This window comes from Mycobacterium sp. OAS707 (assembly GCF_014873705.1).
Classification (GTDB): domain Bacteria; phylum Actinomycetota; class Actinomycetes; order Mycobacteriales; family Mycobacteriaceae; genus Mycobacterium.
Map to the genome: position 1 here is coordinate 358,404 of NZ_JADBDS010000004.1, position 19,181 is coordinate 377,584.

Consider the following 19,181-nt stretch of genomic DNA (forward strand, 5'->3'; position numbering starts at 1 on the left):
CTGCGCTGCACAGGGAGGGAACAACACGCCATGGCCGAACCAGCGCCCGCGACTGAGCAGAACGAAGCCCGTCGCATCGAAATGCTCCGTGCCGCAGCCGAGCTGATCTGCGAGCGGGGTTTTGGAGATACCCGCATCGCCGATGTCGCCAAGCGGGCGGGTGTCAGCTCGGCACTGGTCATCTATTACTTCGGCACCCGCGACCGCCTGCTTGTCGACGCGCTGCGGCACTCGGAGGAGTCGTTCTACGAAGCAGCCGAACAGATGTTGGCCGACGTCCCTTCGTTGCGCGAACGGCTCTCACTGCTGATCCAATGGACATGCGTGCCTGAAGGTGCCGGCGAGATCCCCGGCGCGTGGGGCCTGTGGTTCGACCTGTGGGCGCAGGCCTTCCGCCACGACGAGATCAAGGCGGGCCGGGCCGAACTCGACGCCAGGTGGCGCAAGATGATCATCGACGCCCTCGACACATCCGATTTGACCGCGAAGGACAAGCGGATGTTCGCGCTGGAATTCGCGGCGTTGCTCGACGGATTGTCCATCCAGGTCGCTCTCGAGGACCCGGACGTCGACTCCGATCTGGCGTACGACATCGCGATGCGCTTCGCGGAGCGCGAACTGAACCTGCCGCCTGCCAAGAAGCGGGTGAACGGCAAGGCGAAGACCGCTAAGAGGTGAGCGCGCCGACCTCGTCGGCGACGGGGTCTGCGATCGGCGCCGCGTCGCTGCGATGCAGCACCCGCACCGCGTCCTGCGTGCACACGCAACACACGCGGGCCCCTGGTTCATGGGTCACCGAGCGCGGGCCCGCATGGTTGGCCACCTCGACGATCAGTGGCGTTGGTGCACCGACATCGACGTGCACCTGGGTCGTGCTGCCGAGATAGACAACCTGCGCCACCACACCGCCAATGACGTTGCGGTCGTGGCTGATTGGCGCGCCGGGTTCCTGCAGCACGATGCGCTCCGGCCGGATGACGATCGCCGCCGCACCGGGGACGGCCGAGCCGTCGACCGCAGCGCCCAGCCGGGTGTCAAGGGCCGCACACACCGCCGTTCCACCGCCGGCTTCGAGCACTTCGGCGTCGAAAATGTTTGCCGCGCCCATGAATCCGGCGACGAAGGTGGTTGCCGGAGCGGAGTAGATGTCCTGCGGTGGACCGACCTGTTCGACACGGCCCTCGGCAAGGACGGCGATCTGGTCGCTCATGGTGAGCGCTTCCTCTTGGTCGTGAGTCACGTAGACGAACGTGATCCCAACCTCGCGCTGCACTGCGCGCAATTCCAGCTGCAACTGTTTGCGCAGCTTCGCGTCGAGCGCGCCGAGCGGTTCGTCGAGCAGAAGCACGCGGGGTCGCAACACCAAGGCGCGCGCCAGCGCGACTCGCTGCTGCTGGCCGCCGGACAGCTGGGCGGGGCGGCGGGCGGAAAAGTCGCTCATCCGAACGAGTTCCAGCGCTTCGCCGACGCGACGCTTGCCTTCGTCGCGCGAGACTTTCTGGTATTTCAGGCCGAACGCGACGTTGTCCCACACCGTCATGAACGGGAACAGCGCGTAGGTCTGGAAGACCGTGTTGACCGGGCGCTTGTGGGGCGGATCGCTTGCGACATCACGGCCGTCGAGTTCGATGCGGCCCGAATCTGGCTTCTCGAAACCGGCGATCATCCGCAGCGTCGTGGTCTTACCGCAACCGGACGGTCCGAGCAACGAATAGAACTGGCCGGCTGGAATGTCGAGGTCGATGCCCGTCACGGCGGGCACCCCGTCGAACGACTTGGCAAGCTGCTGCAGCCGGATCGCGCCGCCCGTCACCGTGCCCCGCTCAGGGTGTCACCGCGTTGGCGAACCTGCCGAAGTTCGCGACGAACCGGTCGACGTCGTCCACGCCGTGCTGAACCGAAAGCAGCCATTGCTCCACCTTCCCCCATGGCGGGAGAAACACACCGCCATTGTGCTGCATGAGCCAGTGCAGGTGGCCCAATCTGGCGTCGATCTCGAGGAAATCGCGGAACTCACGGACCCGTTCGCGACGAAATGTCACGCAGCCCTTGGCGCCGACCGTCACCACGTGCCATTCGAAACCGTGCTGGGCGATCACGTCTTCCAGGGCCGTGCGCAGGCGGTCGGCCAGCGCATCGAGATGGGCGTAGGCCGATTCCGTCAGCACGTCGGTGAGGGTGGCGCGGGTGGCCGCCATCGCCAACGGATTGCCGTTGAAGGTGCCGACCTGCTCGTAGCGGCCGTCGGCGATCGCCGACATCACGGTGGTGGTGCCGCCGAGCGCCGCGACGGCGATGCCTCCGCCGAGCGCCTTGGCGAGGCAGACAATGTCGGGCACGACGCCCGTCGACGCGGTGACGCCGCCAGGACCCGTCGTGAAACCCGTCTTCACCTCATCGAAAATCAGCAGCGCACCCTCAGCGTGCACGAGGTCGCGGATGGTCGCGAGATAACCGTCGTCGGGCGGGATGATGCCTGCGTTCATCATCACCGGTTCGAGGATCATGGCGGCCACCTGGCCGCGGTGCTCGGCAAGCGCCCGCGCGACGGCCCCGGGGTCGTTGAAGGGTACGACGATCACGAGATCACTTATCGCCGAGGCGATTCCGGAATTGGCCGGCACACCTATCGGGTGCTCCCTTGGACCGATCTGATCCGCGTCAGGCAGCACTGACACCTGCACCGAGTCGTGGTGACCGTGGTAGCAGCCCTCCACCTTGATGAGCAGATCGCGTCCGGTCAACGCGCGCGCGAGGTGTACCGCGTCCATGGTGGCCTCGGTGCCGGAGTTCGCGAAGCGCCACAGCGGAAGATCGAATCGCCTGGACAATTCGCCGGCGATCCAGATCGCGTCTTCGGTGGGTTGGGCGAAATGCGTTCCGCGGCGCACGCGATCGCTGACCGCTGCCACGATCGCCGGATGTGCATGCCCGGCAATGGAAGCGCCGTAGCCGCCGTGCATGTCGACGTACTCGGTGCCATCCACGTCGTAGACCTTGGAACCCTCGCCATGACTCATCCAGACGGCCTGTGGCTCGGCGATCTGCCAATTGGAGGTTGCGCCACCGGCGAGGTGTTCGCGAGCCTGCGCGATGAGTTCGGTGCTGCGCGGTTGGCGGCGCAGAAACACCTGCTCCTCGTCGGCGATCAGCCGGCTGAGCTTGTTCGAGGCGTGGGTTTCCTGGCTTTGCACCGCCGGCGAAGACACGGTCAAACCTCCATTCCGGGGCGGTTGACTGAGCATTCAGTCTATGCTTGAGTCCTACCAGCGACAAGGCGTGAAAGCAACGGGGAGGCCGTAGATGCCACAGCCCACCAGCCGACGACAATTCCTGGCGCGCGCTGCAATTCTCGCCGCAACCGCCCCCACCCTCGGCGCCTTCCTGCAGGCGTGTTCGAAGAACGCACCGTCGTCGTCGCAGCCGAGCATGACGCTGGCGGCGCCCACCAACCCCGTCAAATGGCCTATCCCGGACGACAACAAACCCATTGCCGACGGGCTATCGCCCGAGAAGGGCGCGACGCTCAAGATCTACAACTACGCGGACTACCTCAGCCCGCAGGCCGTCAAATCGTTCGAAGACCAGTACCAGACCAAGATCGAGATCTCGACGTTCAACGACGGTGACGAGGCGATCACCAAACTCCGCAGTGGCGTCGACTTCGACATCTACAACGCCAACTACACCGAGATCAGCCGACTGGTGAACGGCGGACTGCTGCGACCCCTGAACCACTCCTACATTCCCAACATCAAGAACGTGTGGGAGGGTTTCACCAACCCCTGGTACGACCAGGAGTGGCGCTACACCGTGCCGTACACCATCTACACCACCGGCATCGGCTGGCGCACCGACCAGGTGCCCGCCGACATCGGTGCGCTCAAGGACCCCTACGACGCGTTCTGGGATGCGCAGTACAAGGGCAAGACCGCCATCCTCGACGACTGGCACACCGCGATGGCGATGGTGCTTCTGCGCCAAGGGATTACAGACATCAACACGTCCTCTGACGCCGACCTGAAGATGGTCGGGGAGCAACTCCAGGCGCTGGCCAAGGCCACCTCACCGAAGGTGACAATCACCGCATACAACGAACTGCCCGCCGGACAGCTCGGGCTCGCACAAATGTGGTCGGGTGACATCATCAATGCGCAGTCCTACCTCCCAGAGGGCACGGGACCCGAGATTCTTCGGTACTGGTTCCCGTCGGACGGCAAGGGCATGGTCGACAACGACATGTTCGTGACGCTCAAGGGCGGCAAGAACCCGGTGCTAGCCCACCTGTTCATCAACCACATGCTCGTGCCCGAGGTGGCGAAGGAGAACTTCTCGGCCATCGGCTACCAGCCGCCGCAGAATACGATCACCCCGGATTCGCTTGTCAAAGAGGCGTTCATCCCCGAGAACCTGCGCACCGCGATCGTGAAGCCCGAATACTTCGACAGCGGCTACCGGCTGCTGGAACTCGACCCGGCCAACGACGCCGCCTGGCACAACGTTTGGCAGGCCTTCAAGGCCGGCGGGTCGTAGCACCTGTGGCGGTACCGGTCATCGCGGCGCCACCGCACAACACCCCGCCACGCCGCGAACGTGTCACTGGGCTGTGGCCGGCTCTGGCCGCCCCCGGAATCGTCTGGCTGCTCTTGTGTTTCGTTTTTCCGCTCTATGTCGTGCTGTGCATCGTGTTCGGCCAGGTCGATCCGTTGTTCCGCACGCCGATCCCGGTGTGGAATCCGCTGCAGTGGGATCCGTCGCAGTTCTCCTACGTGCTCACGCACATCGTCGGCGCCGACGGCATCTTCGGCCCGGCGCTGCTGCGCACCGCGGTGTACGTGTTGGCGGCCAGTTCACTGTGTCTGCTCATCGCGTTTCCGGTCTCCTACTACGTCGCCAGACTGTCGGGTAGACGCAAGGGGCTGTTGCTGGCGCTACTGATCGCGCCGTTCTGGATCAGCTACATGATGCGGATGTTCGCGTGGGTCAACCTGTTGCAAAACGACGGCATCGTGAACCGGGTGCTGTCCTTCGGCGGGCTGCTGACTGTGAATGTGGATTGGCTGACCGGCCAGCCGGCTGTCGTGATCCTCGGTTTGGTTTACGGCTATGTGCCGTACATGATCCTGCCGCTGTACGCCGGTCTCGATCGGCTGCCGCAACCGGTGCTCGAGGCGTCACGTGACCTTGGCGCAGACCGGTTTTCGTCGTTCTGGCGAGTGACGCTGCCGCTGTGCAGGCCGACCATTCTGGCGGCGGTTCTGCTGACGTGTCTGCCGATGCTCGGGGACTACTTCACCAGCGACATGCTGTCCGCGTCACCGAAGACCGCGATGGTCGGGAACCTGATCAACGACAGCGTGCATGCGCCGGGGCGGACCGGTCAGGCGGGCGCGTTCGTGATGCTGGTGTTTCTGGTGGCGTTGTTGCCGATGCTCTACTACATCCGGGTGACGTCACGGCGCGACGAGGTGGCGTCATGAGAGGCCCCGTGACGTGGTGGAACGATCCGTGGCGGCCGCCGCGCTTTTTGGTCGGCATCACGATCGGCTATCTCGCGTGGTCGCTGCTTCCGGTCGCGATCGCCGTGCTGTATTCGTTCAACAACGGGCGCTCTCGCACGACGTGGCAAGGCTTTTCGTTGCGCTGGTACTGGGGCGACAAGACGCTGTCGGTGTGGCACAACGATGCGCTGCACACGGCGCTGCTGCAGACTTTGAAGTTGGGTGTGGTGACGACGGCGATCACGGTGCCGCTCGGGGTGCTCTTCGCGATCGGTATCGACCGGTGGCGCGGCAGGCTACCGGCGGGTGCGAACTTTCTGATGCTGATCTCGTTCGTGCTGCCGGAAGTACTCCTCGCCGTCGCGCTGCTTTTCGTGATCACCACGATCGCGCTGCCGATCTCGCTCGGCACGACGGCGCAGGTGATCGGGCTGATCACGTTCCAGGTGTCGTATCCGGCGGTACTGGTGCGGGCGCGGCTGGCGACGATCGGGCCGCAATATGAGGAAGCCGCAATGGATCTCGGCGCGTCACGGCTCGGTGCGCTGCGACGGATCATCCTGCCGATGCTTATGCCGGCGATCTTCGCCAGCACGGTGTTGGTGTTCGCGGACGTCATCGACGATTTCGTGCTGGTGCGTTACCTGTCCGGTGACGCGGCGACTGAGCCGGTGTCGGTGAAGATCTACAACACGGCGCGCGGTGCGCCGACACCTGCGCTGAACGCGCTGGCCACCCTGCTGTTGTTGGCGGCGCTGACTGCGGTGGTGGTGGGCTTTCTGATCTACCGCTACATGACGCGAGGCGAAAGCGCGGACCGTGGAATCGGAGCATTCGCCGGAGAGGTTTAGCACCGGCCACCGAACTTGCGGTGCAACTGTTGTCGGGACACACCGAGACGTCGACCGATCTCGGCCCATGTGAGTCCGGCTTCTCGGGCCTCGGCGAGGACGGGGTCGGGTTCGTCAGTCGCGGGCAGCTCGTCCGCATTCTCGATCTCGGCTAGAGCGCGTTCCGTCAGCGCGGCTATCTCCGGGTCGTCCTTCCACCAGGGCCTGCCCTCTGCCATAGGTGTTTCCCTTCTGCACCTGTCATCAAATGATGACAACTCCCGGCATCGTGCCCCGGGACACTGACACGAAGAGGGAGGGTGCCCACATTTTCCGGAACCAGGCTGCCCGGGGCACCGAGAGAAGGGGGAGGTTACTTTTTCCAGAGCTGTCATCAATTGATGACAGTTTCGGAGAGAGAGAAGTGCTACACAGGTCCGGAGCGTGCCGAAGAGTAGACCTGCACCCCACGCCCGGCTAGGCTGACTGTATGTTCAAACAGGGAACTCCGGCTCCGGTTCCCGCCGATGACCTGGCCGCCGCGCTGGCACCCTTCGGCCAGTCGCGCATGCTGCCCCGCGAGGCCTACGTCGACCCGGCGGTGTTCGAGTGGGAGCAACACAACATCTTCTCCGGGTGGACGTGCGCGGGCCACGCTTCCGACCTCGCCGCCATCGGCACCCAAAAGGCCGTCGGCACGGGACCAAACGCCATACTGCTGGTCCGCGGCGAAGACGACGCCATCCGCGCGTTCGCCAACACCTGCAGGCACCGAGGGCACGAACTGCTGGCGTGCAACGCGACCGCCAAGGGCCGCGCGATTGTCTGTCCATACCACTCGTGGTCCTACCGACTCGACGGCCGGCTACGCAATGCACCCGGCTTCCGCGACGCGCAGGACTTCGACCCTGACCAGTTCGGTCTCGCCGAACTGCGTTTGGTCAACTGGCACGGCTGGTTGTTCGTCGATCCCAGCGGTAGCGACGTCGAATTCGAAAACCACGTCGCGGGTTGGGATGCCGTCGTCAAGCCTTACCGCCCAGAGGACCTCACCGTCGTTGCCCGCCATTCCTACGAGCTGGCCACCAATTGGAAAGTCATCGCCGAGAACTACCAGGAGTGCTACCACTGTTCCACCATCCATCCGGAACTGTCCCGCATCAGCCCACCGACCAGCGGCGAGAACCTCGACCTGCCCGGCTCATGGATGGGCGGCTGGATGTCGATAGTCGAAGGCGCAGAGACCATGTCGTTGACGGGCCGCAGCGGCGGCGTCGCGATTCAGGGCCTCTCCGAACACGAACTGCGCACCGTCATGTATCTCGTCGGCTATCCCAACCTGTTGGTGAGCCTGCACCCGGACTACGTGATGACTCATCTGATGACCCCGCTGGCCGTGGACCGCACGCACGTCGAATGCGCATGGGCGTTCCCGAAAGACGTTGCCGCAAAGCATGATTTCGACCCGTCCTACGCTGTCGACTTCTGGGACCTGACCAATCGCCAGGACTGGGCGGCATGCGAGTCCGTACAGCGCGGCCTTTCGTCACCACACGCGCGACCCGGCCCGTTGGCCCCCGACGAGGACGGCGTCTACCAGTTCGTCACGCGAGTGGCTAGGGCGTATTCCGGTGCCGCTGGTCCCTCGGCGGAACCCCGTTGACGCCATCGACCGCCTGCGCGTAGGTCCCGATCGCGAACGCGAGCGCCTGACCCATGACCGACAGTGCCTTGCGATCGACGTTGTCGATGTTGTCCTGCGGCGAGTGGTAGTTCGGATCGAACGCGGCGCCCGCCTGTCCACCCCAAAGCCGCGCCTGCACTTCGGTTTTCCGCTGTGACGTGCCAGCGGTGAGTCCGCCGATCGGGACTCCCGCAGCCAGAAACGCGGCGTAGTCCGCGGCTCTGCTCAGCGGCATGTCAGCCGGCCGTACGCCACCGAAATTGAGGTAACCCGCCAGTGTCCGCTCGACGCCCGCCGATCCCGCCGGCACAGTCTGCGGCGGGATGTCCGCATTGGGCTGACCGGACTGGTCGCCGTCATACGTGAAGTAGCCCGCGTTCGGCGAGCCGATCGCATCGGCACCGAGGTACACCGCGATGTCGTCGACTTGGTCTCGGGAAAGGCCACCAAGGTATTTCGTCGGCCCCTCCGGCACCGAACCCCAGAAGACGAACCGGACCGCGTTGGTTGACTTCGGCTGCGCCCCCAGAGCCGATGCGGCCTCGAGCAACGCGGCCACTCCCGACCCGTCATCGTTGATGCCCGGGCTGTGCGGTGAGCTGCCCAGGCGCGCACCGGCCAGCACGACGTTCTTCGCATCACCGGTTTTGGTCTGCGCCACCACGTTTCGTGCCTTGACCATGACGGGCTTGCTGTCGAGCACCAGCTTCACCGGGGCGCCGGTACGCCGCAGCGCCGCATCGACGTTCCTGTCGACGACCCCGACCGGGATCGTGAGCTGCTGGTAGTAACCGGGCGGGAACAAGCCGGCGGGCCCGGTAGTGGCGGGCGCGCTGACGACAAGCAAACCGACCGCACCCTTTGCCACGGCCGCGTTCTGCTTGGCGCCCACCGAACAACCGGTGTCGTCGACGACGGCGATCGCACCCTTCATCGCCACCGTTCCGTAGTCGGCGGCACTACAGCCCGCGGCCTGCTGTGGCCGCAGCGTGATCGCGTTCAGGCCGCCCGGCGCGGTGCCAACGAGCAACGACGCCTGGTCGACGTGATATCCGCGGCCGGCGACCGTCAGCGTCGGATTGCCGCCTTCGGTGCGGTCAAGGCGATCGAACTCCGGGGTTTGGACGTCGAAACCCTTGTCCTTCAACACCTTCACGACGTAGTCCACGGTGGCGTCGAAGCCAGCCGTACCCTCGGCCCGACTGCCTTTGTTGGCGTCGGCGATCTCCTGCATCTTGCGCAGGTGGGTGGTCATCCCGTCGGCGGTGACCTTGCCCGCGACATCGCGACCCAAGTCGGGGCTGGGTGCGGGTTCGGTGGCCGAACACGAAGCCAACGCGGTCACCGCGATGGCAAGGACCGCGGCGGCGACCCTCATGATTCGAGGACGTGTCGCGTGCGGTCGTCTCGGATCGGCACGCCGTTGCGGCCGCTTTGGTCTTGCGCATACAGCCCCACCGCGTATGCCACCCCGCCTCCGTTGATCTCGAGTGCCGTCCTGTCGATGTGGTCCAACGTGTCAGTTGCCTTGTGATAGTTCGGGTCGAACGGCGCATCCGCCTGTCCGCCCCAGCGCTGCGCCTGCTCGACTGTCTTCTTTTCTTCGGCCCCCGAAAAGATGCCGCCGGCCGGCACACCCGCCCTGGTGAAGCCGTCGTAGTCGGATCGACCGTCGAATGAGTAGTCCTCTGGCGGCTTTCCGGCACCCTTCAGGTATGCGACAAGCATGCGCTCGATGCCCGCCGAACCCTCGGGCACCCGGGGTACACCGTCACCGTCGTTGAGCTTGATGGACTGATCGCCGTCGTAGGTGAAGTAACCCGGGTTCGGCGAGCCGAGCATGTCGAAGTTGAGGAACAGCGCAATGTCTTTTAGCGCATCCTGATTCAGCGACTGCACGTAGTTGTTGGACCCCAGCAGGCCCTCCTCCTCGGCGCCGAAGAACCCGAACCGTACCGCATTGGCCACCTGCGGTGAATTGCCAAGCTGCACAGCAGTTTCCAGAACGGCGGCCACCCCTGAACCGTTGTCGTTGATGCCTGGCCCGTCACGAACGCTGTCGAGGTGTGCCCCGACCATCACGACGTTGGCCGTGGAGCCAGTCTTGGTCTGGGCGATGACGTTGCGTGTGTGCTCGACGCGCACTCCGGCGTTGAGCTTGATGGTGGTGGGCCCTGGCGCACCGCGCAGGCGCTCACCGGTGGCTTTGGTGACACTGATGACAGGGATCTTCACGTCGGTTCCCTCGCCGAGGGTGCCGCCCATTTGATCGCCGTCCTCGTTGTTGGCGACGATCAACGCCACTGCACCGCGTTCCGCCGCGACGGCCTGCTTGACACCGAACTGACACTTGCCCCGGTCCACCAGTACCACGGCGCCGGCGACCGGAAGGCCGTCGTAGTCGGAGGCAGTGCAACCAGGGGTGTCGTCCACGCGTGCGGGGACCAACGGGCCGGATACGCCATCAGCCGGGGTGCCCTTGGTGTATTCCAGCGGCTTGGCGGCGACCTTGTCGCCGCTGACCGTCACCACCGGCTCGTCGGCAAACGGAAGCCGCACCTCGAACTCGGGGGTCTGTACGTCAAAACCCTTGTCCCGCAACGTGTTGACGACGAAATCGACGCTGGCATCGTAGCCGGACGTGCCGAGCGCGCGGTTGCCGTGGTTGGCGTCGGCGATCTCCTGCAACTTCTTCAGATGCGCCAGCATCGCGTCGGCGGTCACCCGCTTCTGCAATGTCGCGGCGAATTCCGTGGCCGGGGTGACCGGGGTCGCCTGGGTGCTGGTCGGCTGTGCTTGCTGCGGGCGCGCCTCGCGGTTGCAACCACCCAGCGTCACGACCGCGAGGACCACCGTCAGCGCCGCCAGGCATTTCCGAACCATCGCCACCACGTTAGCGGCATGCACGGCGCCCGCGGACCGAGGCCGCGATAATTCGATTGCGGACGCGCTGGTCCGGTGGGATTCTTTTCCATCGGATCCCTCGGGGGCAGCAGGTGAAGCGGGGTACCGCGACATTTCTGCGCGTCGCCCCATGGGTCCGCGGTGGCACAGGTCGCATAAACCTGAGGTTCGACTCCTCGCAACTACGGATACCGCCTCCGGGGCTCCGTCGTCGACGGCCCTGCGGCGTTCGCCCGCTCGGACAGGGGCGCAACGCCCCGCTAACGACTACGCCCGGCGGCGGTATCCCCTGTGCGCCAACTGAACACACAAACGATCGAAAGGAGGAACCGCGATGAGCCTGACCAGCCGTGTGACCGTCCAGGCGGGCTGGTGCGCACTGGTGTACCGCAGGGGCACGCTGTCGCGGGTCCTCGACCCCGGCACGCACCGCCTGTACGGCGCGGTGTCGGCCGTGCAGGTCGACTTGCGCGAGCGCCTGGTCACCTTGGCGCCGCAGGAGGTGCTGACCTCAGACGCCGTATCGCTACGCATCACGGTCGCGCTGCGCATTGCGGTCGCCGACGCGGTCGCCTTCGTCGAGAAGGCCGACGACCCCGTCGCGGCCGTGTACCTGGCCGCCCAGATCGCGCTGCGCGAGAATGCCGCCGGTCTGGCCGCCGAAGACGTGATGCGCCGCAGCGCCCGCGTCGACGCCGAGGCCATCCGTGAAGCGGCGCGGCAAGCCGGTGCCCGGACCGGGGTCGAGGTGCTGGACGCCTACGTGAAGGATGTCATCGTCCCGGCCGAGATCCGCACGGCGGCAATGCAACTGGTGACGGCCAAGTCGCACGGTGCCGCGCAGCTGGAGGCCGCGCGCGCCGAGACGGCAGCGCTGCGGGCGCTGGCCAACGCAGGCAAGCTGCTCGACGCCCATCCTGCGCTGGCGCAGCTGCGGCTGGTCCAGCAGATTCCGTACGGCTCGCGAGTGGTGCTGGCGCTCGGCGGCGCCGATCCCGACGCGGCGCCTGACCCGGACTAACCCCTGGTCAGGCGTCGCGGCGGTGCACCACGACAATCGCGGCGGCATACACCGCCGCGACGACGACCGTGAAGTACACCAGGGAGCCGAACTCACCCCACGGCATGTCATAGGCCGGGTAGAGCCACTGCACCCTGATGAACTGAAACACGTTTGCGAACGGCAGGTACGGCCCGGCTTCGGAGCCGATCCTTGGCAGGTTGCCCAGGATCGGCTCGACCACCAGCGGCCACAGCAACAGCACCGCGACCGCGCCTGCCGAATGCCGTAGCAGCGCCGCGACCCCGACCCCGAGCACTGCGGTCAGCGCCGCATACAGGGTGATCGCCCCGATCAGGCGCCACGTGCCGGGATCGACGAGCGATAGCTGCGTGCCGACGAGCGGAGGGGCCATCAGCTGTGCCACGACGACCGCAGCAATCGTCATCGCCGCGGCGTACATCGCGGAAAACAACAGTGCGACAGCCGCTTTCGCGATGAGAACCAGGGTCCGATCGGGGGTCGCCATGAAGGTGGTCCGGATCATGCCGCTGCGGTACTCGCCCGTCACCGTCATCGCCGCGAGAACCATCAACACCGGTACACCGAAGACCGCGACCCCTGTCGTCGCCCGCTCGGGCCCCAACGCCGCCGCACCGTATGCCGTCGAGCCCTGCAATGCGGCCAGGCCGATGCTGAGCACCGCTACCGAGGCCGCCGTCCACAGCACCGATCGGGTGGTGGCCAGCTTGATCCGCTCGGCGTCGAGCGCTGCGACCACGCTCACTGCGTGACGGCCCGGTATTCGGTCACCTCGTCGGTGAGTTCCAGGTAGGCCTCCTCGAGCGAGCCCCGTTGCTCGCTCAGTTCATGCAGCGTGATCGCGTTGCGCGCGGCGAGTTCCCCGATGACTTCGATGGCGGCCCCACGCACCACCAACGCCGCGCCGTGATCGGCTTCGGCCGTCAGCCCGGCGTCGGTGAGGACCCTGCGCAGCGTGTCCAGCTCGGGGCTGCGCACCCGTACCGTGTCCGCACCGGAGCGTCCGACGAACTCGGCCACCGTCGTCGACGTGATCAGCTTGCCCTTTCCGATGACGACAAGGCGGTCAGCGGTGTTGGCCATCTCGGCGAGCAGGTGGCTGGACACGAACACGGTCCGGCCTTGGCCTGCGAGCGTGCGCATCAACGTGCGGACCCAACGGATGCCTTCCGGGTCAAGGCCATTGACCGGTTCATCGAAGAGCAGCACCGGCGGGTCGCCCAGCAGTGCGGCAGCGATACCGAGCCGTTGGCTCATGCCCAGCGACAGCGTGCCCGCCTTCTTGTCCGCCACGGCCGACAGCCCGACCATGTCGAGCACCTCGTCGACCCGGCTGATCGGAATGCGGTTGCTGGCCGCTATCCAGCGCAGGTGGTTTCGCGCCGATCGGTTGGGGTGCGCTTGCCTGGCGTCCAGCAGCGCTCCGACCGTGCGCAGCGGGTCTCTCAGGTCGCGGTAGGTCTTGCCGCCGATGGTGGCCGTGCCTGCCGTCGGATGGTCCAGCCCGAGGATGAGCCGCATCGTCGTCGTCTTACCCGCGCCGTTGGGTCCGAGGAAGCCGGTGACCACGCCGGGTTCGACCGAGCAGGTCAGATCGTCGACAGCGCGGGTTCGACCGAACGTCTTCGTCAGGCCCGTCAACTCGATCATCGAGCCCATGATTTCAGGTTGCTTGGGCGACAACCAGGTCCGCGACCGCGCGCATGCCCGCCTCGTTGGGGTGTAACGGTGCCGGCCTACCAGGCAATGGCAAACCTGGTTTGGTCGTCCACGGCCGGGCTGACCAGGCGTGGTGTTCGCGGCTGGCATCGGCGGCCCTGACCCATCCGCAACCCGTAGCCGCGGCCGCCTCGCCGGTGAGGCGTTCCAGCGTGTCGGCGATCCGACGGCCCACCGCGACATCGGTATCGGCCAGTGGGGGCGCAGCACCCGTCGGCGGCAACAGCGTCAGATAGTCGACGAACAGGACCCTCGCCCGCGGCGCTCGCTGGCGCAGCGTGCGACCGACTTCCTTCAACGATTCGGCAACCTCGGCCAGGGCCCGGTCGCGGGCCGCCGGATCCAGCATGTCGCGCACCACGCCGCCGAGCAGCGGGATGGACCGGACGATTCGCGGCAGTCCGGCCGCCATCAGCAGCGGGACGTAACCGACGTCATTGCCTCCGATGGTCACGGTCACCAAATCCTCTGAGCCGTCGAGCGCCTCGACCTGCGGCGGTGCCCCGTGCTGCGAATCGGTGAGGATGTTGGCGGCGGTTGCGCCGGAATACGTCACGTCGACGACTTCGAGGCCCAGCTTCGCAGCGACGAGGTGCGCGTAGTTGCGTGCCGACCGCCCGGCCCGAAACGGCGCACCCGCCGCCGACGGCCGGATGCCGGGACCTGCCGCCATCGAGCTGCCCAGCGCGACATAGCGTTTCATAACGAAGGGCTGGACGCCTGTGCCCAGAATCGCTTCGGAATCCGGCCCGCCTGCCGCGCAAGGTACCCGGCAGTCACTGCCGCGGCCATCGCCGCCGCCATGGTCGGTGGGTCGGCCGCGCGCGTCACCGCAGTGGCCAAAAGCACCGCGTCGCAACCCAACTCCATCGCCAGCGCCGCATCGCTGGCCGTGCCGATGCCCGCATCGAGTATCACCGGCACCCCGGCCGCCTCGACGATCATCTCGATGTTGTGCGGGTTGGCGATGCCCAGTCCGGTGCCGATCGGCGACCCGAGTGGCATCACCGCCACACAGCCGGTGTCCTCCAGCCGGCGCGCCAGCACCGGATCGTCGTTGGTGTAGGGCAGCACGCTGAAGCCATCGTCGACCAATTGCTCGGCGGCCCTGACCAATTCGATGGCATCCGGTAGCAACGTGCGCTCGTCGGCGATGACCTCGAGCTTGACCCAGTCGGTGCCAAGCGCCTCGCGCGCAAGCTGCGCCGTGAGCACCGCCTCGGCAGCCCCGCGACAGCCGGCGGTGTTGGGCAGCGGACTGATGCCGAGTCGGTTCAGCAGGTCCAGCACACCCGTTCCGCTCTCGGCGTCGACGCGTCGCATCGCCACGGTGGTCAGCTCGGTGCCCGAGGCAACCAAAGCCTCCTCGAGGACAGCGAGATTCGACGCGCCTCCGGTGCCCATGATCAGCCGCGAACCGAACTCGCGACCGGCAATCGTCAACTTGGAATCAGCCACCTTGCACCGCCGTCACCACTTCCACCCGCGCGCCGTCGGTCAGCGCGGTTTCCCATTCCGATCGCGGCAGCACCGCCCAGTCGACCGCGACCGCGATGCCCTTCTCCGGAAAGCCAAGGCGTTCCACAAGTGCCGCCACCGTCGTCTGGTCCTCGATCTCGACGGCTTCGTCGTTGACCGTCACTTTCATCGGCTTGCTCCCACTGTGACATTCAGTTCGGCGGCGATCCGCTCGGCCGTCCACGGCGCTAGCAGGAATCCGTTGCGGCCATGCCCAGCAGCGACCAGGACCCGCTCATCGAGTCGCTCGACGATCGGCAGCCCGTCGGGCGTCATCGGCCTGAGACCGGCGGCACATTCGGCGAGCTCGTATTCGCCAAGCGCCGGAATCACCGCGCACGCGTCGTCGAGCAACTCCCGCACACCTGTGACGGCGGGCGCGGTGTCGCGGCCGTGCTCGTATTGCGTGGCACCGACGACCATCCCGTCGGCGCGCGGCACCAGGTACACCTGGCGGCCGTGCACCCGTGCGCGGATCACGCGCTGCGGCACAGGCATACAGCCGTGACGCCATCGCAGGCGCAGCACTTCACCCTTCACCGGCCGGATCGGCAAGCCGGGCCAAAGTGTCGGTGCGTCGATGCCGTTTGCGATCACCACGGCGTCGGCATCGGTCGGCAACACGTCGACCGGCGGCGCCCACTGCACACCCAGCCGCTCGCAATGCGCAGCCAACGCCTCGACGACGGCCCGATTGTCTACGGCCAGTTCCGTTTCGGCGACGAAACCATGTCGAATGCCTTGTGCCAGAAGCGGTTCCAGATCACGAGCCGTCGATGTCGGCCGGACCGGATACCCCTGGGCCGCCAACCATTCTCCGACTGTCTTCAGATCGGCGGCGTCAGCGCGGTCAACGGCGACCACCAGCGATTCGCGTGCGGTGACTACGTCGGCGGGCAGGCCCTCGAGATAGGAGTCGGGTCCCCCTTGATTCCACAGCGCCAGCGAGGCCAGACCGATCTGCAGCAGCCGCTCCTCACCGGGCCAGCCCTCGCTGTGCGGGGCGAGCATGCCGCCTGCCACCCATGAGGCACCGCGTTGGTCGGTGCGGTGCACGCGGACAGCCCAACCGTCCAGCGCAGCGCGTCGCGCGACGGACAGCCCGATGACGCCGCCGCCGATGACGGCCAGTGAACGCACCTTTCCTCCTCCCTTCGCCGGCATGATCCGGATCAGGTGTGACGGTAAGGGCAGGCGTGCCCACTCTCAGTCCTCGGCCCAGGGGACTCCCGTGTCGGCTATCAACAGTACTCGAACATGCCCGACGTCATGTCGGAGTAAGTGCTGGCTCCGCAGCGCGCTGATGACGCCGCCGCGGGCGGGCCGCACGGAGCAGCATCCTCGGATGCAGCAGCGTCGCGGGCGGATCGAGCAGGCCTGTCACACGGAAGAACTGTTGGGCAACGGCGCTGTCGGTCTCCGCGACGGTTTGCAGGCGACTGACGTACCTGTTGGAAAGCTGTGCAAGCCATGGTCTGGGGCCTTCCACTTCCGGAAGGCTCAGATCGGCCCCGACGGCGAACTGCCAGGCGACACTGATGGGCTTGGCGGCCTCGCGGAAGTAGCGTCTCGCCAATTCGTCCCCGCCTCGACGCAAGCACGCGCCGAGCGCCAGTGCTTGCAAGGCGGCCACCGTCATTCCCTGGCCGTAGACAGGATTGAAACTGCAGATCGCATCGCCAAGAACCACTAGCCCGGCAGGGAAGCGGCGCATTTTGTCGTATCGCCGCCACCGAGTCTCCGGGTAGCGGTACCGGCACACATCTGCCAGCGGCTCCCCGTTGCTGATCGCACCGAGCACATGCGCAGGCGCAAAGCCTTCGGCGTAGGAAAGCATGTCGGCCAGCTGGCAGGGCGGTTCGACACCGGCCATGCCAAACACCGTGAACATCCACGTGTCGTTTTCGTATCCGAGGAAGGCCATCCCGCTGGGCCGGCCGGGAACGGCCCCGATCAGGACGAGCTTCTCCTCGAGTGTGCCCGGTGGGAGCCGCAGCAGTTGGCTCGAGTAAGCCAATCGCACCTGCAGACTGTCTTCCTTAGGCCTGCCGTAGCCCATCCCCTCGAGGAATACCGGCGTTCGCGAACCCCTGCCCGTCGCGTCCGCGACAAGATCGGCTGCAAGCAGCTGCTCATCGTCACCGCTATGACGACGGATCCGCACACCGGTTACGCGGTCGCTTTCCGGGGTCGACGCCAGATCGACGACGTCATAACCGTCGAACAACGCGACGTTTTCAATCGCGCGCAACCGTTGCCCGACAAGGGTTTCCAGCAACGGCCTGCTCGGAAGGAATATCGATGGGACATTCAAGGCTCCAGTGCGCGACATTTCGTGACCTGCGAACGAGAAATACGCCTCGGCCATGTCCTGATAGTCGAACGCGGGCGCCCCGGCGCCGACGAGCTCATCGGTGAATGCCGGGAACAACTCGTCCAGCACCGCAGAGCCGCGTCCCAGCAGGGCGTGGACGTGCCGGCCTTGTGGGACTCCTCGGCGATTAGCAGCGTCGGGCGGCAGCACGTCGCGCTCCACCACGGTGACGTGGTCGTAGAAATCGGACAGTACGCGCGCGGCCACCAAGCCGCCCATGCTCGCCCCCAGTACGACTGCGTGTTCCCCCAGCTTCGCCATGCAGTCACCATCGCCCGACCCCCAAGAGCCGCATAGCGTAGCCGGGTACTCGAATTCGGCAGCTAGGGTCGCCGTGTGCAAACACCCGGTGAGCGGCTGGCCTCGTCGTCGCTGTATCTCTGCACCGACGCCCGGCGTGAGCGAGGTGACCTGGCCGAATTCGTCGAGGCCGCGCTGGCAGGCGGCGTCGACATCATCCAGCTGCGCGACAAGGGCTCGGCAGGCGAGCAACAATTCGGCCCGCTCGAAGCGCGCCATGAGCTGGCGGCCCTCGAGGTGCTCGCCGACGCGGCGCGCCGCCACGACGCGCTGCTGGCGGTCAACGACCGCGCCGACATCGCGCTGGCCTCGGGAGCCGACGTGCTGCACCTCGGCCAGGACGACCTACCGCTGCCGATCGCGCGCGGCATCATCGGCCCGCGCCCCGTCATCGGACGCTCCACGCACGACCGCGAGCAGGCGACGGCGGCCGTCAACGAAGATGTGGACTACTTCTGCGTGGGACCGTGCTGGCCAACCCCGACGAAACCTGGTCGCCCATCGCCGGGCCTCGACCTTGTTCGGGCGACCGCCGAATTGGCAACGCACAAGCCATGGTTCGCGATCGGCGGAATCGACGAGCAGCGGCTGTCCGAGGTGCTCGAGGCGGGCGCAACGCGCGTCGTCGTCGTGCGGGCGATCACCGGAGCCGAGGACCCGAAGGCCGCGGCGCATCGGTTCAAAGCTCGGCTGGCAACAGCGGGATAGTCGCCGCGACTTGGCGTAGCCGCTCCCAGCTGGCAGCGAATCCGGGATGCAACGGCAGTTGCGCGACCTCGTCCACCGAGACCCAACGCAATTCGGAACTCTCGCGGTTGGGCACCGTCTCGAGCTGCTCGGCGGCGTCGGCGATCACGGTGGTGTAGGTCCAACGGCTGCCGGTCGCCCCCGAAATCTCAGCGGTGACGACCGTTGTGCGCACGGTCAGCAGGTCGGCCGGCAGGCCTGCTTCCTCATGGGCTTCGCGTACTGCGGCCTGCTCCGGCGTTTCGTGGCTGTCGCGCGCGCCGCCCGGCAGGCCCCAGGTGCCGCCCTGATGACTCCACGGCGCCCGGTGTTGCAGCAGCACCGCAGGCGAGCCGTCGACGCCCGGCGCTCGCAGCAGCAGACCGGCCGCACCGTGCTTGCCCCAGAACGCCGCGCCGGTGTCGGACACGACCCAGCCGTCACCGTCGCCACGCACTCGTTCAGCTTAGGGAACGCAGAAGAAAGACGTGCCCCTCGAATGCCCACACGTCACCACAACAACTCTTAGAATTCTTTTATAGTGTGGTGAAACGGTCGGGACGATAGCCGGAGAGCAGCGAAA

20 protein-coding genes and 1 riboswitch are annotated in these 19,181 nt (G+C 66.3%); of the genes, 7 read left to right on the top strand and 13 right to left on the bottom strand.

Annotated elements, in window-relative coordinates; translation table 11 throughout:
* The first annotated feature begins 30 nt into the window (after positions 1–30).
* Positions 31–678, top strand: a complete 648-nt coding sequence (locus GGC64_RS26845) for a TetR/AcrR family transcriptional regulator (RefSeq protein ID WP_192725622.1) — start codon at positions 31–33, stop codon at positions 676–678.
* On the opposite strand, the gene GGC64_RS26850 is transcribed toward GGC64_RS26845, so the two are convergent.
* Both GGC64_RS26850 and GGC64_RS26855 read right to left on the bottom strand, forming a co-directional pair.
* Entirely contained in the window at positions 668–1,813 is a 1,146-nt protein-coding gene (locus tag GGC64_RS26850) for an ABC transporter ATP-binding protein (protein WP_192725623.1), read from the bottom strand. The two genes, GGC64_RS26845 and GGC64_RS26850, sit on opposite strands and share 11 nt — an antisense overlap.
* Before the next feature lie 10 nt (positions 1,814–1,823).
* Positions 1,824–3,209 (bottom strand): aspartate aminotransferase family protein, encoded by a 1,386-nt coding sequence (locus GGC64_RS26855; protein WP_370582349.1) that lies wholly within the window; start codon positions 3,207–3,209, stop codon positions 1,824–1,826.
* Positions 3,210–3,303: 94 nt separating this feature from the next.
* Between GGC64_RS26855 and GGC64_RS26860 the strand changes: the two genes are divergently transcribed.
* Genes GGC64_RS26860 through GGC64_RS26870 form a run of 3 tightly spaced genes read left to right on the top strand, consistent with a single transcriptional unit; the run spans position 3,304 to position 6,352 of the window.
* The gene (locus GGC64_RS26860; RefSeq protein WP_192725625.1) at positions 3,304–4,533 is read left to right on the top strand and encodes a spermidine/putrescine ABC transporter substrate-binding protein; all 1,230 of its coding nucleotides are present in this window, start codon (positions 3,304–3,306) and stop codon (positions 4,531–4,533) included.
* Positions 4,534–4,538: 5 nt separating this feature from the next.
* Positions 4,539–5,480 carry an ABC transporter permease gene (locus GGC64_RS26865; protein WP_192725626.1) on the top strand — a complete coding sequence of 314 codons (942 nt, stop codon included), beginning with the start codon at positions 4,539–4,541 and terminating at the stop codon, positions 5,478–5,480.
* The gene (locus tag GGC64_RS26870; RefSeq protein ID WP_192725627.1) at positions 5,477–6,352 is read left to right on the top strand and encodes an ABC transporter permease; all 876 of its coding nucleotides are present in this window, start codon (positions 5,477–5,479) and stop codon (positions 6,350–6,352) included. The genes GGC64_RS26865 and GGC64_RS26870 overlap by 4 nt, the downstream gene beginning before the upstream one ends.
* On the opposite strand, the gene GGC64_RS26875 is transcribed toward GGC64_RS26870, so the two are convergent.
* Positions 6,349–6,570 (bottom strand): helix-turn-helix transcriptional regulator, encoded by a 222-nt coding sequence (locus tag GGC64_RS26875; RefSeq protein WP_192725628.1) that lies wholly within the window; start codon positions 6,568–6,570, stop codon positions 6,349–6,351. The two genes, GGC64_RS26870 and GGC64_RS26875, sit on opposite strands and share 4 nt — an antisense overlap.
* 251 nt (positions 6,571–6,821) lie before the next feature.
* On the opposite strand from GGC64_RS26875, the gene GGC64_RS26880 reads away from it, so the two are divergent.
* The gene (locus tag GGC64_RS26880; protein ID WP_192725629.1) at positions 6,822–7,994 is read left to right on the top strand and encodes an SRPBCC family protein; all 1,173 of its coding nucleotides are present in this window, start codon (positions 6,822–6,824) and stop codon (positions 7,992–7,994) included.
* Here the strand turns inward: GGC64_RS26880 and GGC64_RS26885 are convergent.
* Positions 7,948–9,393 (bottom strand): M28 family peptidase, encoded by a 1,446-nt coding sequence (locus tag GGC64_RS26885; protein WP_192725630.1) that lies wholly within the window; start codon positions 9,391–9,393, stop codon positions 7,948–7,950. The genes GGC64_RS26880 and GGC64_RS26885 overlap by 47 nt on opposite strands.
* Complete coding sequence (locus GGC64_RS26890; protein WP_192725631.1) at positions 9,390–10,898, bottom strand: M28 family metallopeptidase; 1,509 nt, start codon at positions 10,896–10,898, stop codon at positions 9,390–9,392. The genes GGC64_RS26885 and GGC64_RS26890 overlap by 4 nt, the downstream gene beginning before the upstream one ends.
* Positions 10,899–11,253: 355 nt before the next feature.
* On the opposite strand from GGC64_RS26890, the gene GGC64_RS26895 reads away from it, so the two are divergent.
* Complete coding sequence (locus GGC64_RS26895; RefSeq protein WP_192725632.1) at positions 11,254–11,940, top strand: slipin family protein; 687 nt, start codon at positions 11,254–11,256, stop codon at positions 11,938–11,940.
* Positions 11,941–11,947: 7 nt separating this feature from the next.
* Here the strand turns inward: GGC64_RS26895 and GGC64_RS26900 are convergent, their stop codons facing one another.
* The 7 genes from GGC64_RS26900 to GGC64_RS26930 form a co-directional block, all read right to left on the bottom strand.
* Entirely contained in the window at positions 11,948–12,706 is a 759-nt protein-coding gene (locus tag GGC64_RS26900; protein WP_192725633.1) for an ABC transporter permease, read from the bottom strand.
* The gene (locus tag GGC64_RS26905; protein ID WP_192725946.1) at positions 12,703–13,611 is read right to left on the bottom strand and encodes an ATP-binding cassette domain-containing protein; all 909 of its coding nucleotides are present in this window, start codon (positions 13,609–13,611) and stop codon (positions 12,703–12,705) included. The genes GGC64_RS26900 and GGC64_RS26905 overlap by 4 nt, the downstream gene beginning before the upstream one ends.
* 13 nt (positions 13,612–13,624) lie before the next feature.
* A complete protein-coding gene (locus tag GGC64_RS26910) occupies positions 13,625–14,383 on the bottom strand; it encodes an SGNH/GDSL hydrolase family protein (RefSeq protein ID WP_192725634.1) in 759 nt (252 codons plus the stop codon).
* Positions 14,380–15,138, bottom strand: coding sequence for a thiazole synthase (locus GGC64_RS26915; protein ID WP_192725635.1), 759 nt, complete (start codon positions 15,136–15,138; stop codon positions 14,380–14,382). Before GGC64_RS26915 ends, GGC64_RS26910 begins: the two co-directional genes overlap by 4 nt.
* Positions 15,131–15,328: a sulfur carrier protein ThiS gene (gene thiS, locus GGC64_RS26920; RefSeq protein WP_192725636.1), complete on the bottom strand. Its 198-nt coding sequence runs from the start codon at positions 15,326–15,328 to the stop codon at positions 15,131–15,133. The genes GGC64_RS26915 and thiS overlap by 8 nt, the downstream gene beginning before the upstream one ends.
* The gene (gene thiO / locus GGC64_RS26925) at positions 15,325–16,362 is read right to left on the bottom strand and encodes a glycine oxidase ThiO (RefSeq protein WP_192725637.1); all 1,038 of its coding nucleotides are present in this window, start codon (positions 16,360–16,362) and stop codon (positions 15,325–15,327) included. The genes thiS and thiO overlap by 4 nt, the downstream gene beginning before the upstream one ends.
* Positions 16,331–16,441: riboswitch (TPP riboswitch) on the bottom strand. It overlaps the preceding gene by 32 nt.
* Before the next feature lie 24 nt (positions 16,442–16,465).
* Positions 16,466–17,833 carry an NAD(P)/FAD-dependent oxidoreductase gene (locus GGC64_RS26930; RefSeq protein ID WP_192725638.1) on the bottom strand — a complete coding sequence of 456 codons (1,368 nt, stop codon included), beginning with the start codon at positions 17,831–17,833 and terminating at the stop codon, positions 16,466–16,468.
* Between the two features lie 75 nt (positions 17,834–17,908).
* Here GGC64_RS26930 and thiE point away from each other — a divergent pair, with 75 nt between their 5' ends.
* A complete protein-coding gene (gene thiE / locus GGC64_RS26935; protein WP_192725639.1) occupies positions 17,909–18,580 on the top strand; it encodes a thiamine phosphate synthase in 672 nt (223 codons plus the stop codon).
* On the opposite strand, the gene GGC64_RS26940 is transcribed toward thiE, so the two are convergent.
* Positions 18,552–19,055: an NUDIX hydrolase gene (locus GGC64_RS26940; RefSeq protein ID WP_192725640.1), complete on the bottom strand. Its 504-nt coding sequence runs from the start codon at positions 19,053–19,055 to the stop codon at positions 18,552–18,554. The genes thiE and GGC64_RS26940 overlap by 29 nt on opposite strands.
* Positions 19,056–19,181: the final 126 nt, after the last annotated feature.